Here is a 14,332-nt window from a genome sequence, read left to right on the forward strand (position 1 = left end):
ACCGCGCGGCTGCACGCGTTGCGGCGGCGTGATCGCGCTCAACAGGCTGCAACCTTCGGCGCAGTCGGCGCCTGCTCGCCGCCGTCTGGATCAACCAGCACCGGCACTGCCTCGCCGATCTGCAGTTGGGTCTCGGCCGACTGGGTCATCGGGATCTGCCCGGTGTCGCCGAGCGTGCTCTCCCAGGCGATGGTCCAGTGGGTCGTCGCCGTCACCGGGTACGTGCAGTGCGGTTGCGAGCGCGAGGTCTTCACGTACCGGTGCCCGCAGTCGGGCGAGTCCTTCAAGCCCGCCGACTTCGTGTACGGCGTCCCTGCGGTCTCGCAGCGAAGGGTCTTGCCGTCGCCCATGGCCCAGTTCACCGCGTCGACTTCAGCCTTCACGGTGACAGACAGCCCCGGAACGCTGGCGGTCCGTGTGATCGGGCCCCAGGTGTTCTCGGATTTGGCTACCCACAGCCATACCGGCATGTTCACCAGCCCGATTTGCCCCGCACCAGGCGCAGTCCCGAGCCGAGGCTTCCCGAGCTTCATCTCCGCGATGGCCCGGTAGACCAACGTCATCGGATCCACCACCTCGATATCGGGCTCGCCTTCGATCCAGATGAACCGAGTGACCAGGTGCCGTCCTTCGTCGTACCCCTGCTCGCGGACACACGCCCACACGCCGCCCTTGGTGAGGTCCTTGCCGGTCCAGATCGGGCTGTCGTACGGAGGCGGGGGATTCATCCGGTGCAGGTAGCACTGATGGGTGTTCGACCAACTGCCGAGCTCGTCGTCGGTGCACTTTTGCGGCGCACCGTTGAAGTTGCACCGCTTCTGCTGGCCGGTCGCCGCAGGTTTCCCGTCCTGGCCCTCGGTTGGATCCTTTCGAATCTCGGACTCGGCGATGAACCAGCACTCGCCGGAGGTCTGGTCACAGACCTTTCTGAAACCGGGAGGCGGGTCGGTCGCGGCTGCGGGCAGGGCCAGCGCCGCGAGCCCGATGCCCAGCGCAGCTGAGAGCAGCGAGACCAGCGTCCGTGGGTGTCGGCTCAACACGGGCCGGCTACTTGGTCTTCGACGAGGAACCACGACTTCGCACCGCCCTTCGCGTTGGGGGCGTAGACGAGGCGGGAGTTGAAGGTCTTGCGGTTGCCGTCCCCGCTGACGAGGGGCACCGGGGCTCCGGTGGACTGGACGAGCGTCTTCGTCTTGGAGCTGTCGATGCAGTTCGTGAGCTTCACCTCGGGCTGTTCGAGGTCGAGGTTCACCGCGGCGACAGTGGTCTTGGCGATCTGCAGGTTCCCGACCCGATGCCAGCCTTGCTGACGCTGGAACCGGACCTGGTCGATCACCGCGATGAGCCACGTACCGCCGTTGCCGGCCTGTTCGAGCGGGGCACGGCTCGACTGGCGAGGGTCGAGCAACGCCTTGTCGACGGCTGCTCGCGCGGCGGCGTACCGGGCCTTCGCCTCGGTGATGGCCTTGGTTTGCTCCGGGGTCCACTGCGGCGTGGATGCGGTCGCGCTCGGGGTCGGTGAGGCGCTCGGCGGAGCAGTGTCCGGGCGGCCTGCTTCCGGGGAGCTGTTGTTGCAGGACGCCAGGGGGAGGGCGGCGAGCAAGGCGGCTGCGGTGAGGAAGGGGCGCCGGGGCATGCGGAGGGCTCCTGAGGATGGGGTGGTGTAGCGGGTGGTGCAAGGGTTTCATACGGAGCGTGGTCGATGGGTGGGTTATCCACAGGTTGCAGGTTGTTGCAGGAGGGAGGGGTGGCGGGAAGGCGCGGGGTGGAGTACAAGCCCGTCCGGCGCGGGGTGACGGCGGCGTCGTACCGGAGGGTGCTCGCGGCCGAGATTCACCCGTGGGGGAAAATCGTCCGCATGTCGCCACTGGGTCGTCGTCGGGTTGTGGAGCGTGGTCGCCGGGGAGAGGTGGTGGCGCCGGACAAGCATCCTTCGGGGGCGACGCCGCCTGGGCTGCCGGGGGAGTTGGTGCCTCGGCATGTGGCGATCGTGATGGACGGGAACGGGCGGTGGGCCAAGCAGCGGGGGCTGGCGCGGACCGAGGGGCACAAGGCGGGGGAGGCTTCGCTGCTGGACGTGATCAAGGGTGGGATCGAGATCGGGGTGAAGTACATCTCGGCGTACGCGTTCTCGACGGAGAACTGGGCCCGGTCGCCGGAGGAAGTGCGGTTCCTGATGGGGTTCAACCGGGAGGTGATCCACCGGCGCCGTGACGAGCTGGACGCGATGGGGGTGCGGGTCGTCTGGTCGGGGCGGCGGCCGCGGTTGTGGAAGAGCGTGATCGACGAGCTGGAGTCCGCGCAGGAGCAGACCAAGCACAACGACACGATCACGCTGCAGTTCTGCGTGAACTACGGCGGGCAGGCCGAGATCGCGGACGCGGCGCGCTCGATCGCGCGGGAGGTTGCCGCGGGCAAGCTCAACCCGGAGCGGATCACCGAGAAGACGCTCGCGCGGCACCTGTACCACCCGGAGGTCCCGGAGGTCGACCTGTTCATCCGGTCCTCCGGCGAGCAGCGGACGTCGAACTTCCTGGTCTGGCAGCTGGCGTACGCCGAGATGGTGTTCCTCGACACGCTCTGGCCGGACTTCGACCGGCGCGACCTGTGGCGCGCGATCGAGCTGTACGCGCAGCGCGACCGCCGCTACGGCGGCGCGATCCCGAACGAGGTCACCAACCAGGCGCCCTGAGCCGAGGCGAGGCCCCAACCGGGCGCCTCAAACCGAGGCGAAGCAACCAGGCGTCTCGACCCCGAGCCGAAGCAACCCGGCGCTCACCCCCGAGGCGAAGGCAACAACCCCCGCTCGATCGCCACCGTCACCGCCCGCGTCCGATCGTCCACCTCCAGCTTCGTGAACAACCGCTGCAGATGCGTCTTCACCGTCGCCTCCCCGATGAACAACTCACGCCCGATCTCCGCATTGCTCAACCCCCGAGCCACAGCCGCCAGCACCTGCAGCTCCCGCGGCGACGGCTGCACCGCAGCGACCGGCGCCGGCGTACGCAACCGCGACATCAACCGCGCAGCGACCGGCGGCGCCAGCACGGTCTCACCCCGAGAAGCGGCCCGAATCCCGTCCAGCAGCTCCCCATGCGGCGTGTCCTTCAACAGATACCCCGCAGCCCCAGCCTCGACAGCATGCAGGATGTCCGTGTCCGTGTCGTACGTCGTCAGCACCAGCACCTTCGTCGCCGGATACCCCGACACGATCGCCCCGGTCGCCGACACCCCGTCCCGCCTGGGCATCCGCAGATCCATCAGTACGACGTCCGGCCGCGTCGCCTCGACCAGCGCGAGCGCCTCCTCGCCGTCGCCGGCCTCGCCGACGACCTCGATGTCGTCGGTGACGGCGAGCATCCCGGTCAGCCCGGAGCGCACGATGGGGTGGTCGTCGACCACCAGGACCCGGACCGTCACGAGTTCTCCTGACTGTTCGAAGGAATGAGCACCTGGACCCGCGTCCCGCGGCCGGGTGCGCTGTCGACCTGCACGCTGCCGCCGGACTCCTCGACCCGCCCGCGCATCGCGGCCAGACCGTACCCGCCGCCGGCGTCCGACGGCTCGAACCCGCTGCCGTCGTCCGACACCGAGATCTCCACCCCGTCGTCGGTCATCGACAGCGTGATCAGCACGGACGTCGCGGCCGCGTGCTTGCGGACGTTCGCCAGCGCCTCCTGCGCCGACCGCAGCAGCACCACCTGCTGGCCCTGCGGCAACGCGGCGACCTCGTCGTCCGGCATGTCCAGCACCACCTGTACGTCGATGCCCGTCTCCGCCCGGAACCGCTCGGCCTGCCGCCGCAACGCCTCGGACAAGGTTGCCTCTGACAACGCGACCGGCGTGAACGCGGCGACCAGCGCCCGCGCTTCGGCCAGGTTCTCCCGCGCGTTGTCCTCGATCGCGCTCAACCGGCCTGCCACAGCGTCGACTCCACCCCGCGACAGCTCGACCGACGCGGTCTGCGCCAGCATCACGATGCTCGTCATCCCCTGCGCGAGCGTGTCGTGGATCTCCCGCGCCATCCGCTCCCGCTCGGCCATCACGCCGGCCGAGTGGTGCGCCGCGGCCAGCTCGTCCCGGGTCGACTCGAGCTCCTCGATCAGGTCGGCGCGCTGCTGGCTCTGCGCGATCACCCGGTCGATCCAGATGCCCAGCATCGAGCTGACCGCGAGGCTGATCACCATCCACGGCAGAATCGACCAGAACGCGTCCGTGGTCCAGCCGGCCGACCAGAGCTGTGCGGTGCCGACGGCAACGAGCAGCAGCAGCGTCAGCAGGACGGCGTCGAGAGTACGGCGACTCAGCAACCAGATCTGCGGCGAGACGATGAACAGGATGAACACCGACTGCGGGAAGATCCCGACCGCGACCGCAATGCACGCGATCATCAGCAGCCGGTACACGTTCGACCAGACCCAGTTGCGCGAGAGCATCGCGGGCATCGCGAGGAACCGGTACGCGAACGCCAGCACGGCGATCAGCGCCAGGTACGTCGTACGCCGCTCGGCGGTGAGCTCCGAAGAGGTCACCGCGCCGACGACCACCACGGCCAGCATGCCGTAGAACACGACGTGCCAGCCGATCAGGGTACGGATCCAGACCGGCTGCGCGGCCTTCGAGACGGGCTGCATACCCCCTATCTTCCGCCAGAACCCGCAGTCGTCCACCCGACGCACGGTTCCGGCGGAAGCGTGGAGCAGCATCAGCCCGCGTCCCGGCGGGTCCAGCGGAACACCCGCTGGGCGAGGACCAGACCGACCACCAGCCAGATCGAGAGCACGATCGCGCCGGTACCGAGCTGCCAGGAACCGCCCGGCTCGCTGGCCTCGAACGCGTCCGGCAGGAACACCGAGCGCATCCCCTGGGCGAGCCACTTCAGCGGGAAGAACTCCGACACGGTCCGCATCCAGCCCGGCAGGCTGCTGTAGACGAAGTAGACGCCGGAGATGAACTGCAGCAGCAGGACGACCGGGGTGACCACGGCCGAGGCCGCCTTGCCGGACTTCGGCACCACCGAGAACGCGATCCCGAGCACCGAACCGGACGCCGTACCGAGCACGAAGATCCACAGGAAGTGCAGCCACTTCTCCGGGGTCGACGGGATGTCGACGCCGAGCAGCAGCCCGGCGATCGCCAGCAGCAGCCCGAACTGGGCGATCGAGGTGGTCAGGACCAGCCCGATCTTGCCGATGAAGTACGACTGCGGCGACATCGGCGTACCGCGCAGTCGCTTCAGCAGGTCCTCGTCGCGCTCCATCGCGATCGTGATCGCCAGCGACTGGAAACTGGTCAGGAAGATGCCGGAGGCGATCATCCCGGGCGTGAAGTAGGTCGCGGCGTCGACACCGTCGGCGAAGTCGGTCCCGCTGAACACGGCCGAGAAGATGCCGAGGAAGATGATCGGGAAGAAGAAGGTGAAGATCAGCTGCTCCTTCTCGCGGAAGAACTGCTTCACCTCCAGCCCGGTCCGGGACAGCCCGACCTGTACGACGGACGGCAGCGGGCGGGTCGGTGCGGTGGTGCTCATCGGGTCGCTCCTTCGACGGCGGCCGGTACGGCGCCGATCAGGTCCAGGTAGATGTCCTCGAGGCTCGGCCGGCGGATCTGCAGCTCCGGGATCTCCCCGTCGAAGCGCAGCATCAGCCGGGCCAGCTCGGCGGTCGGCTCGTCGCTGCGGATCTCGTGGTGCCCGTCGGCGTCGACCCAGGAGATCCGCGCGGTCCGGGCGCCGCGGCCGCCGAGCGTGTCCGGCGTCGCCACCTCGAGCATCCGGCCGTCGGCGATCACGCCGACCCGGTCGGCCAGGTGCTCGGCCTCGTCCAGGTAGTGGGTGGTGAGCAGGATCGTGGTCCCGCCGGTGCGCAGGTTCTCGATCAGCGTCCAGAACTGGCGGCGCGCCTCGGGGTCGAAGCCGGTGGTCGGCTCGTCGAGGAACAGCAGCTCCGGGTTGCCGATCACGCCGAGCGCGACGTCGAGGCGGCGGCGCTGCCCGCCGGACAGCTTGCGGGTCCGGGTCCGGCGCTTCTCCTCCAGCCCGACCGACGCGATCACCTCGTCGGGGTCGCGCGGGTTCGGGTAGTAGCCGGCGAAGTGCTGCACCAGCTCGGCGACCGACAGCTCGGCCTCGTCCCGCGACGACTGCGCGACGATCCCGACCCGGGCCCGCCAGTGCCGGTCGGCGTGCGCGGGGTCGGTTCCCAGCACCTGGACGTCGCCCTCGTCGGCGCGCCGGTAGCCCTCGAGGATCTCGGTGGTGGTGGTCTTGCCGGCGCCGTTCGGGCCGAGCAGGGCGAACACCTCACCGTGCCGGATGTCGAGGTCGACGCCGGCGACGGCGACCTTGTCGGGGTACCGCTTGACGAGTCCGCGGACCCGCACTGCCAAGTCTTTGTCGGTCATGGCTCAAGCCTGGCCGCTCGGGGGCCCGCGCGATGAGAGCCGGACGGCGTACTCGCTGTCCCCCGACCGGTGGACACGTGGCCGTCCACCAGGCCCGTACTCCGGCGTACCGGCGGACCGAAAATCCCCGGCCCGACGCGCGGACGGGGGCAGACGCGACGGGGTCCGGTTGGTTAGCGTCGGGCGCATGAGTCAGACAGTGCGTGGAGTCGTCGCCCTGAGCAAAGGGTCCCCGGTCACGATCGAGCAGATCACCATCCCCGATCCCGGGCCGGGGGAGGCGGTGGTCCAGGTGCAGGCCTGCGGGGTCTGCCACACCGACCTGCACTACCGGGAGGGCGGTATCAACGACGACTTCCCGTTCCTGCTCGGCCACGAGGCGGCCGGGATCGTGGAGAGCGTCGGCGAGGGTGTCACCGACGTCGCGCCGGGCGACTTCGTCGTCCTGAACTGGCGGGCCGTCTGCGGCAGCTGCCGGGCCTGTCTGCGCGGCCGTCCGTGGTACTGCTTCAACACCCACAACGCGAAGCAGAAGATGACGCTGGCCGACGGCACCGAGCTGTCGCCAGCGCTGGGGATCGGCGCGTTCGCGGAGAAGACCCTGGTCGCGGCGGGTCAGTGCACGAAGGTCGACCCGGCGGCGAAGCCCGAGGTCGCCGGGTTGCTCGGTTGCGGCGTGATGGCCGGGCTCGGTGCCGCGGTCAACACCGGCAACGTCGGCCGCGGCGACACCGTCGCGGTGATCGGCTGCGGTGGCGTCGGTACGGCGGCCGTCGTCGGCGCCCGGCTCGCGGGTGCGGCCCGGGTGATCGCGCTCGACATCGACCAGCGCAAGCTCGACGTCGCCCAGGAGCTCGGCGCGACGCACGTGATCAACTCCAAGGAGCTTGACCACGACGGCGTCGTCGAGGCGGTCCAGGAGCTGACCGGTGGGTTCGGCGCGGACGTCGTGATCGACGCGGTCGGCCGCCCGGAGACCTGGAAGCAGGCGTTCTACGCCCGCGACCTGGCCGGGACCGTCGTCCTGGTCGGTGTACCGACGCCGGACATGCAGCTCGACATGCCGCTGCTCGACTTCTTCGGCCGCGGCGGCTCGCTCAAGTCCAGCTGGTACGGCGACTGCCTGCCGACCCGCGACTTCCCGCTGCTGATCGACCTGCACCTGCAGGGCCGGCTGCCGCTCGACCGGTTCGTGTCGGAGACGATCGCGCTGGACGAGGTCGAGGCCGCGTTCGCCAAGATGCACCACGGCGACGTCCTGCGCTCGGTGGTGGTCTTCTGATGCCGCCCCGCATCGAGCGGCTCGTCACGTCCGGCACGTTCAGCCTCGACGGCGGCACCTGGGACGTCGACAACAACATCTGGCTGGTCGGCGACGACCACGAGGTGCTGGTGATCGACGCCGCTCACGACGCTGAGCGGATCATCCAGGCCGTCGGCGACCGCCGGGTGGTCGGCCTGGTCGCGACGCACGGGCACAACGACCACATCAACGCCGTCGGCGGCGTCCAGGCCGTGCTGAAGTGCCCGGTCTGGATCAGCTCCGCCGACCAGATGCTCTGGTCCGCCCTGTACGACGAACTGCCCGACCACGACCTCTCCGACGGCACCACCTTCGACGTCGCCGGCACGACGCTGAAGGCAGTCAGCACCCCGGGCCACAGCCCCGGCTCCACCTGCCTGTACGCCGCCGACCTGGACGCGGTCTTCACCGGCGACACCCTCTTCCAGGGCGGCCCGGGCGCGACCGGTCGGTCGTACAGCGACAAGCCGACCATCCTGAAGTCGATCCGCGACCGGTTGTTGACGCTGCCGGAGGGCACGGTCGTGCACACCGGCCACGGGGACACCACGACGATCGCGGCGGAGGTCGGCAACATCTCCTGACTGTGTCGCCGGCCCTCCCGTGCGGAGGGCCGGCGGCAGCTTTTCGCCAGCCATGCATCTATGCATGCATCTATGCGCTAGATTGAGCCCATGGCCGACCAGGGACCCGCGGGTGATCGCGCGTACCGGCACACCAAGGAGCTGATCCTCACCGGTGAGCTGGCCGGTGGGCAGCTGTTCAGCGAGGGCGAGATCGCCAACGACCTCGACATCAGCCGGACGCCGGTGCGAGAGGCGTTCCTGCGCCTGGAGGCCGAGCAGCTCGTCCAGCTGATCCCGAAGCGCGGCGCGGTCGTCGTACCGGTGACGCCGACCGAGATGGAGGACGTGCTCGACCTGCGCGAAGCGCTCGAAGCGGCCGCGGTCCGGAGGTTGCTCCGGGACGACCGGTTGCTCGCCGCGGCCTCGGAGGGGTGGTCGCGGGCGCTGGAGGAGCAGCGGCGCTGCGCGCAGGAACGGGACGCCGACGGGTTCGCCGCCGCCGACGACGCCTTCCACGCGAGCTTCGTGGAGGGCTCGGGCAACGCGCTGGCCATCCGCTTCTACCGGTCGCTCGGGGACCGGCAGCGGCGGATGAGCCTGAGCGTCGTCCGGCCGCGGGCCGAGCTCCTCGACGTACTGCTGCAGGAGCACGCGGCGCTGGCGGAGTGCGTCGAGCGCCGGGAACCGGAGGCGTTCGCGCGGGGGCTGGGGGAGCACCTCGACCGGTACCACCGGCGATGAGGTGGCAGCGGGCGGTCTTCGCCATGTTCTGCTGCGGCTGGGGCGGCAACCAGTTCACGCCGTTGCTGATGCTCTACCGGCAAGCGGGCGGCTACTCGACCGTTGAGGTCGACCTGTTCCTCGGCACGTACGTCGTCGGCCTGGTGCCCGGCCTGCTCGTCGCCGGCGCCCTGTCCGACCGGCACGGGCGCAAGCCGCTGATGCTGGCCGGTACGGCGCTCTCGATCGTCTCCAGCGTCCTCCTGATGGCTGGACAGACCTGGGCCCTGTACGGCGGCCGCCTGCTCACCGGAGTCGCTGTCGGCATTGCCATGGCTGTCGGAACCAGCTGGGTCAAGGAGCTGTCGCAACCGCCGTACGACGTCGCTGCCGACAGCGGGGCCGGTGCGCGACGTGCTGCGATGGGGCTGACGCTCGGCTTCGGTCTGGGCGCCGGCGTGGCCGGCGTACTGGCTCAGTGGGGTCCGCACCCGATGGTCACGCCGTACGCCGTCCACGCCGTACTGGCGTTGGCTGCTTTGGCCCTGCTCCCGGGAGCTCCGGAGACTCGGACCGCTCCGGCAGCTGGCTCGCTCTGGTCGTTGCTGAAGGTCCCGGCCGTCGCACACCGCCGCTTCCTGCGGGTGGTGCTCCCGATGGCCCCCTGGGTCTTCGGCTCGGCCGGCATCGCCTACGCCGTGACGCCGCAGCTCGTCGGCGACCGGCTCGGCAACTGGGGACTGGCCTACGCCACCCTGCTCACGGTCTGCACCCTCGGCACGGGGGCTCTGGTGCAGCCGCTGGCAAAGAGGCTCGACTCCGTGTCGACAGCCCGGGCCATCGTCGTCGCGATGGTCCTGATGTCGGCCGGAGTCGGCCTCAGCGCCGTAGTAGCCGACCTCGGCTCACCCCTGCTCGGCCTGCTAGACGGTGTGCTGCTGGGAGCGGCGTACGGGATCGCTGTCGTCTCCGGGCTGCTGGAGATCCAGCGCATCGCTGCCCTGAACGACGACGTGGACCTGGCCGGCCTGACCGGGGTCTACTACGCAGCTGCCTACCTGGGCTTCCTCCTGCCGACTGTGCTCGCAGCAGTCGCCAGCTTGGCGCCGTACGTCGTGCTGCTGGCAGTGGTCGCTGCGGTCACTCTGGCCTGTACGGCGGTAGTGCTGGCGTCGTCCCGCCGCCACCTGCCGGCTTAGCGCGTCGTCGTCGCGCTGGCCTGGTCCCAGGAGACCGGAGTCGTGTAGAGCACGAACCGGTAGTCACGGGTCTTGCTGTAGCGGTACGCCATGGTCGCGACGCCCGCGGAGCTGGTGGTCACCCCCTTCAGCCCCTTCCAGGTCGTCGTACCGCGCTCCCTGAACTGGAACGCGCCCTTCGCGGATCGCTTGTAGTACTTGTCGTAGTCGGTCGAGTAGACCAGCGACGTCCCGGTCAGCGTCACCACATCGGCTGTCCGCTTGCTGCTGATCCACGCCGCGGTGGCGAGCCGGATGTCGGACTGCACGGTGTTCTGCGTCAGCGGGTTCGAGTTGTTGTCAAAGGCCCCCGACGGCCGCCAGGTGTGCAGCCCGATGGTGTGAAAGTCGTAGACGTCCCAGCTCTGCCGATTCCCACCGCTGAAGTAGGCGCCACCCTGACTTCCCTGACTGGGATGAATCAGATCCCAGCCCGAAGTCCCGGTCACCGAACAGACCCCCGAGGCGTACACCGTGAACTCCTTGTAGGGCTGCCCGATCACCACCCGGTACGGCGCCGTCAGGTTGCAAACCGCGGTCGCCTGCGCGCTCGCGGGTGCGGCGGCGATCAGTACCACTCCGGCGGCCAGCGCCGCGGTCGTACGGATACCCATGTCATCTCCCCGGTCGTCGGTCGCCGCGGGCCAGTCTGGCAAATTCCTGGTGCAGCCACGACCGCGCCCGCCGTACGATCCCCGCCATGGACCGCGTCGTCGAGCAGAACCGCCAGTACTGGCAGACCCTCGCACCGCACCGCCCAGGCGAACCCCTCGAGTTCTTCCAGGCCGGCGGCAGCGCCCTCAACCCCGACGAACTGTCCGCAGCAGGCGACGTCCACGGCCGCCGAGTCCTCCAGCTGGCCTGCTCGGTAGGCGACGAAGCCCTCACCTTCGCCCGCCTCGGCGCCGAAGTCACCGCCGTGGACCTGGCCCCCACCCACCTGGCCACCGGCCGTGCCAAGGCCGAGGCTCTTGGTGTCGAGGTCGACTTCCGCGAGCAGGACATGATGGCCCTCGACCCGGACCTCACGGGCTTCGACCTGATCTTCATCTCGTGGGGCGGCATCTGCTGGGTCCCCGACTTGACCCGCTGGGCCGCAGATCTGGCGTCGAGGCTTGCTCCTGGCGGCGTACTGGTGATCTCCGAGCACCACCCGGTGTGGGAGGTCCTCACCGCCACCACGCCGCTGAGAGTCGCCAGCAACTACTTCACCCCCGCCCGTGACGGCTACCCCGACCCCCTCAAGGCCCCCCAGATCACCCGCGAGCTGGACATCGACGTCCCCAACCGCAGCTACATCTGGAATCTGGGCGCCGTCACCACCGCCGTACTCACAGCCGGCCTGACCCTCCGCTCACTCCAGGAGTTCGCCGCCCCCGAGATGTACGCCGGCCTCGGCGACCAGGCAGGTCACCTGCCCGCCACCTATCTCCTGACCGCAGTGCGCTGACCTTGCGCCGGTTCGTCGTCCTGGACGCGATGGGCGTCCTCTACCGCCACGGCAACGTCGTAGCCAGCCTGCTCATCCCGTACCTGCGCGCCCACGGCAGCACGGCCACCGAGCCGGACATCCGCGATGCCTATCGCCGGTGCACCCTCGGCGAGATCTCCTCTCACCACCTGTGGACGTCGCTCGGCGTAGGAGCAACTGCCACCGACGCCGACTACTGCACCCACCACGAGCTGACCCCCGGTGCCCGAGAGGCCCTCGACCAACTCCGCTCCGCCGGCATCACCCCGCTGATCCTCACCAACGACGCCGCCCCCTGGTCCGAGCTGCTCCGCACCCGCTTCAACCTGTCCGCCGAACACTGGTACGTGAGCTCCCAGCTAGGCACCCGCAAACCGTCCCCCGAAGCCTTCGCCGCCGTCCGCTCCCACCCCGGCCTCGACCCCGCCCAGACCTACCTGGTCGACGACCGCCCCACCAACCTCGCTGCGGCCCAAGCAGCCGGGTTCCGCCCAGTGCTGTTCCACAGCGACGACAGCGCCACCAACCAGGTCGACGGCTTCACACCACCCACCGCCTACACGATGCCCGAGCTGCTGACCCACCTGCTCTGAGCGTCCTCCAGCCCGGACTGGGTATTCACCCACCGGCCGGGCGTTTGCCCGCGGCAGGTCCGGGTCGGAGACCGCGACCAGCCGCGCGTCCACGCGGCCGCATGTCCTGGCCGGCCAGGTCTGGATGCACTCCGGACCGTCCCCACGCCTGCGCCTGCCACCGCCGTCGCCTGCTCGTCCACGTTCGCCGCGGGTCGAGTTCCACGCCGGACCAGGTGCTATCCGCATGAGCGAGCCGCCATCGCAGCCACCTGCTCGCCTACCCCGTCCGAGCACGCACAGCCGGCACCAGGTACTTCAACCCGTCAGCGCACTCCTCACCTCACCCAGGGGTGGGCGGGTGGGCGAGATGCGTCCACCACCATCAGGCTTGGGCGACAACCGTCTGCCCTGCACCACCACCCGGCACCCGCTCACAGAGGTGGGCGGGTGGGCGGGTGGGCGAGATGCGCGCCCACCATCATCAGGCTTTGGGCGACAACCGTCTGCCCCGCACCACCACCCCGCACCCCGCCCACAGAGGTGGGCGGGTGGGCGATCCAAGGCCGACCACCGTCTGCCGTGGGGGCAGAGGAATCAGGCTTTCTGGCAGTCCGAGCAGGTCCCGAAGATCTCCAGCGTGTGGCTGACATCCGCGTACCCGTGCTCAGCCGCGACCTTGTCGGCCCAGCGCTCGACCGCCGGGCCCTCGACCTCGACGGTGCGGCCGCAGTTGCGGCAGACCAGGTGGTGATGGTGGCCCTTGGAGCAGCGGCGGTAAGCGGTCTCCCCGTCGGCCGTCCGGAGTACGTCGACCTCGCGGGAGTCGGCGAGGGCCTGGAGGGTGCGGTAGACCGTGGTGAGGCCGACGGCCTCGCCGGAGGTTCGGAGCTCCTGGTGGATCTCCTGGGCGGTCCGGAAGTCGTCCAGGTTGTCCAGCGCGGACGCCACCGCCGCCCGCTGCCGGGTCGAACGCGTTCCGATCGCCACCGCTACTCCTGTCCTCAGTTCAGCCGGTTCAACTCGCCATTCTCGCAGACCGTGCCAAGTCAGTGCTCGTCCCAGTGGTCGCCGTGCGCTGCGTGCAGGTGCCCGTCGTGCACGTAGTCGACGTGGTCGCCGTGCTCGACCTTCGGGTGGCCGCAGCGCTGGCTGTGCGCGTGCGGGTGCTCGTCGGTGACGACGTGCGGCTCCGGACCCGGTACGCCGACCTCCGGCTCCTCGTCGGCGAGCGGCGCCTGGACGGCGCGCCGGCGGCGTACCAGTGAGCCCGCGGCCGCGGCGACGACGAAGCAGGCCAGGGCCAGTACGACGATGGTCGCGCCCGGCGCGACGTTCGCGTTGTACGACGTGATGATGCCGGCCAGGCAGACCAGGACCCCGATCCCGCAGGCGGTCACGAACGTGGACCGGAACGACCGCGTGATCTGCTGGGCGGTCGCCACCGGCACGACCATCAGCGCGCTGACGAGCAGCAGTCCGACGGTCCGCATCGCGACGGTCACGGTCACCGCGGCCATCACCGCGATCAGCAGGTTGAGCAGCTGGACGCGCAGCCCGGTGACGCGGGCGAACTCCTCGTCCTGGCAGACCGCGAACAGCTGCGGCCCGAGCCCGATCGCCACGACCAGTACGACGACCGCGAGGCCGACGACAACGTACAGGTCGGACGGCGAGACCGTGGTCAGCGAGCCGAACAGGTAGGTGTTCAGCGTCGCCGCGCCTTGCCCGGCCAACCCGATCAGCAGCACACCGCCCGCGATCCCGCCGTAGAAGAGCAGCGACAGCGCGACGTCCCCGCTGGTCTTCCCGCGCGCCCGGATCAGCTCGATCGCGCTCGCGCCGACGACGGCGACCAGGATCGCGGTCAGCACCGGCGCGGTGCCCGTGAGCAGGCCGAGGGCGACGCCGGTGATCGCGATGTGCCCGATCCCGTCGCCCATCAGCGCCAGCCGGCGCTGCACCAGATACGTGCCGATCGCCGGCGCGGACAGCCCGGTGAGCAGCCCGGCGATCAGCGCCCGCTGCATGAACTCCAGCTCGAACAAGGTCACGACAAC

The 14,332-nt window shown here is 69.9% G+C and carries 16 protein-coding genes; 7 read left to right on the top strand and 9 right to left on the bottom strand.

Translation table 11 applies throughout. From position 1 onward, the window contains the following. Window positions 1-38 precede the first annotated feature (38 nt). Window positions 39-1,040 (bottom strand): hypothetical protein, encoded by a 1,002-nt coding sequence (locus tag AB0M01_RS28040; protein WP_363674624.1) that lies wholly within the window; start codon window positions 1,038-1,040, stop codon window positions 39-41. Further along, window positions 1,034-1,636, bottom strand: coding sequence for a hypothetical protein (locus tag AB0M01_RS28045; RefSeq protein ID WP_363674626.1), 603 nt, complete (start codon window positions 1,634-1,636; stop codon window positions 1,034-1,036). The genes AB0M01_RS28040 and AB0M01_RS28045 overlap by 7 nt, the downstream gene beginning before the upstream one ends. 222 nt (window positions 1,637-1,858) lie before the next feature. On the opposite strand from AB0M01_RS28045, the gene AB0M01_RS28050 reads away from it, so the two are divergent. Beyond that, window positions 1,859-2,692 carry an isoprenyl transferase gene (locus tag AB0M01_RS28050; RefSeq protein ID WP_363674981.1) on the top strand — a complete coding sequence of 278 codons (834 nt, stop codon included), beginning with the start codon at window positions 1,859-1,861 and terminating at the stop codon, window positions 2,690-2,692. 83 nt (window positions 2,693-2,775) lie between these two features. Here AB0M01_RS28050 and AB0M01_RS28055 read toward each other — a convergent pair whose 3' ends face one another. The 4 genes from AB0M01_RS28055 to AB0M01_RS28070 all read right to left on the bottom strand — a co-directional run bounded on the left by AB0M01_RS28055 (window position 2,776) and on the right by AB0M01_RS28070 (window position 6,402). Then, complete coding sequence (locus AB0M01_RS28055) at window positions 2,776-3,420, bottom strand: response regulator transcription factor (protein WP_363674628.1); 645 nt, start codon at window positions 3,418-3,420, stop codon at window positions 2,776-2,778. Beyond that, on the bottom strand, window positions 3,417-4,634 hold the full coding sequence (locus AB0M01_RS28060) for a sensor histidine kinase (RefSeq protein WP_363674630.1): 1,218 nt from the start codon (window positions 4,632-4,634) through the stop codon (window positions 3,417-3,419). Before AB0M01_RS28060 ends, AB0M01_RS28055 begins: the two co-directional genes overlap by 4 nt. Window positions 4,635-4,705: 71 nt before the next feature. Further along, complete coding sequence (locus AB0M01_RS28065) at window positions 4,706-5,530, bottom strand: ABC transporter permease (RefSeq protein WP_363674632.1); 825 nt, start codon at window positions 5,528-5,530, stop codon at window positions 4,706-4,708. Beyond that, window positions 5,527-6,402, bottom strand: a complete 876-nt coding sequence (locus tag AB0M01_RS28070; RefSeq protein ID WP_363674634.1) for an ABC transporter ATP-binding protein — start codon at window positions 6,400-6,402, stop codon at window positions 5,527-5,529. The genes AB0M01_RS28065 and AB0M01_RS28070 overlap by 4 nt, the downstream gene beginning before the upstream one ends. A gap of 187 nt (window positions 6,403-6,589) precedes the next feature. Between AB0M01_RS28070 and AB0M01_RS28075 the strand changes: the two genes are divergently transcribed. From AB0M01_RS28075 to AB0M01_RS28090, 4 genes are all read left to right on the top strand, one after another. After that, on the top strand, window positions 6,590-7,684 hold the full coding sequence (locus tag AB0M01_RS28075; RefSeq protein WP_363674636.1) for an S-(hydroxymethyl)mycothiol dehydrogenase: 1,095 nt from the start codon (window positions 6,590-6,592) through the stop codon (window positions 7,682-7,684). Further along, entirely contained in the window at window positions 7,684-8,289 is a 606-nt protein-coding gene (locus AB0M01_RS28080; RefSeq protein WP_363674638.1) for an MBL fold metallo-hydrolase, read from the top strand. The genes AB0M01_RS28075 and AB0M01_RS28080 overlap by 1 nt, the downstream gene beginning before the upstream one ends. Window positions 8,290-8,379: 90 nt before the next feature. Continuing rightward, a complete protein-coding gene (locus AB0M01_RS28085; protein ID WP_363674640.1) occupies window positions 8,380-9,012 on the top strand; it encodes a GntR family transcriptional regulator in 633 nt (210 codons plus the stop codon). Beyond that, the gene (locus tag AB0M01_RS28090; RefSeq protein WP_363674642.1) at window positions 9,009-10,190 is read left to right on the top strand and encodes an MFS transporter; all 1,182 of its coding nucleotides are present in this window, start codon (window positions 9,009-9,011) and stop codon (window positions 10,188-10,190) included. Before AB0M01_RS28085 ends, AB0M01_RS28090 begins: the two co-directional genes overlap by 4 nt. On the opposite strand, the gene AB0M01_RS28095 is transcribed toward AB0M01_RS28090, so the two are convergent. Further along, window positions 10,187-10,843 carry a hypothetical protein gene (locus AB0M01_RS28095; protein WP_363674644.1) on the bottom strand — a complete coding sequence of 219 codons (657 nt, stop codon included), beginning with the start codon at window positions 10,841-10,843 and terminating at the stop codon, window positions 10,187-10,189. The genes AB0M01_RS28090 and AB0M01_RS28095 overlap by 4 nt on opposite strands. Window positions 10,844-10,929: 86 nt before the next feature. On the opposite strand from AB0M01_RS28095, the gene AB0M01_RS28100 reads away from it, so the two are divergent. Further along, entirely contained in the window at window positions 10,930-11,679 is a 750-nt protein-coding gene (locus AB0M01_RS28100; RefSeq protein ID WP_363674646.1) for a class I SAM-dependent methyltransferase, read from the top strand. Window positions 11,680-11,681: 2 nt separating this feature from the next. Beyond that, window positions 11,682-12,293, top strand: a complete 612-nt coding sequence (locus AB0M01_RS28105; protein ID WP_363674648.1) for an HAD-IA family hydrolase — start codon at window positions 11,682-11,684, stop codon at window positions 12,291-12,293. Between the two features lie 576 nt (window positions 12,294-12,869). On the opposite strand, the gene AB0M01_RS28110 is transcribed toward AB0M01_RS28105, so the two are convergent. Beyond that, window positions 12,870-13,262 carry a Fur family transcriptional regulator gene (locus AB0M01_RS28110; protein WP_363674650.1) on the bottom strand — a complete coding sequence of 131 codons (393 nt, stop codon included), beginning with the start codon at window positions 13,260-13,262 and terminating at the stop codon, window positions 12,870-12,872. Between the two features lie 59 nt (window positions 13,263-13,321). Continuing rightward, the gene (locus AB0M01_RS28115; RefSeq protein ID WP_363674652.1) at window positions 13,322-14,326 is read right to left on the bottom strand and encodes a metal ABC transporter permease; all 1,005 of its coding nucleotides are present in this window, start codon (window positions 14,324-14,326) and stop codon (window positions 13,322-13,324) included. Between the last annotated feature and the right edge of the window lie 6 nt (window positions 14,327-14,332).

The organism is Kribbella sp. NPDC051770, assembly GCF_040681455.1.
In the GTDB taxonomy this organism is placed as follows: domain Bacteria; phylum Actinomycetota; class Actinomycetes; order Propionibacteriales; family Kribbellaceae; genus Kribbella.

Excerpts from the sequence above, each read along its gene's own strand:
- AB0M01_RS28085 (WP_363674640.1), top strand. The coding sequence starts at position 8,380 with ATGGCCGACCAGGGACCCGCGGGTGATCGCGCGTACCGGCACACCAAG.
- AB0M01_RS28050 (WP_363674981.1), top strand. The coding sequence starts at position 1,859 with ATGTCGCCACTGGGTCGTCGTCGGGTTGTGGAGCGTGGTCGCCGGGGA.
- AB0M01_RS28045 (WP_363674626.1), bottom strand. The coding sequence starts at position 1,636 with ATGCCCCGGCGCCCCTTCCTCACCGCAGCCGCCTTGCTCGCCGCCCTC.
- AB0M01_RS28080 (WP_363674638.1), top strand. The coding sequence starts at position 7,684 with ATGCCGCCCCGCATCGAGCGGCTCGTCACGTCCGGCACGTTCAGCCTC.
- AB0M01_RS28090 (WP_363674642.1), top strand. The coding sequence starts at position 9,009 with ATGAGGTGGCAGCGGGCGGTCTTCGCCATGTTCTGCTGCGGCTGGGGC.
- AB0M01_RS28100 (WP_363674646.1), top strand. The coding sequence starts at position 10,930 with ATGGACCGCGTCGTCGAGCAGAACCGCCAGTACTGGCAGACCCTCGCA.
- AB0M01_RS28065 (WP_363674632.1), bottom strand. The coding sequence starts at position 5,530 with ATGAGCACCACCGCACCGACCCGCCCGCTGCCGTCCGTCGTACAGGTC.
- AB0M01_RS28060 (WP_363674630.1), bottom strand. The coding sequence starts at position 4,634 with ATGCAGCCCGTCTCGAAGGCCGCGCAGCCGGTCTGGATCCGTACCCTG.
- AB0M01_RS28070 (WP_363674634.1), bottom strand. The coding sequence starts at position 6,402 with ATGACCGACAAAGACTTGGCAGTGCGGGTCCGCGGACTCGTCAAGCGG.
- AB0M01_RS28095 (WP_363674644.1), bottom strand. The coding sequence starts at position 10,843 with ATGGGTATCCGTACGACCGCGGCGCTGGCCGCCGGAGTGGTACTGATC.
- AB0M01_RS28075 (WP_363674636.1), top strand. The coding sequence starts at position 6,590 with ATGAGTCAGACAGTGCGTGGAGTCGTCGCCCTGAGCAAAGGGTCCCCG.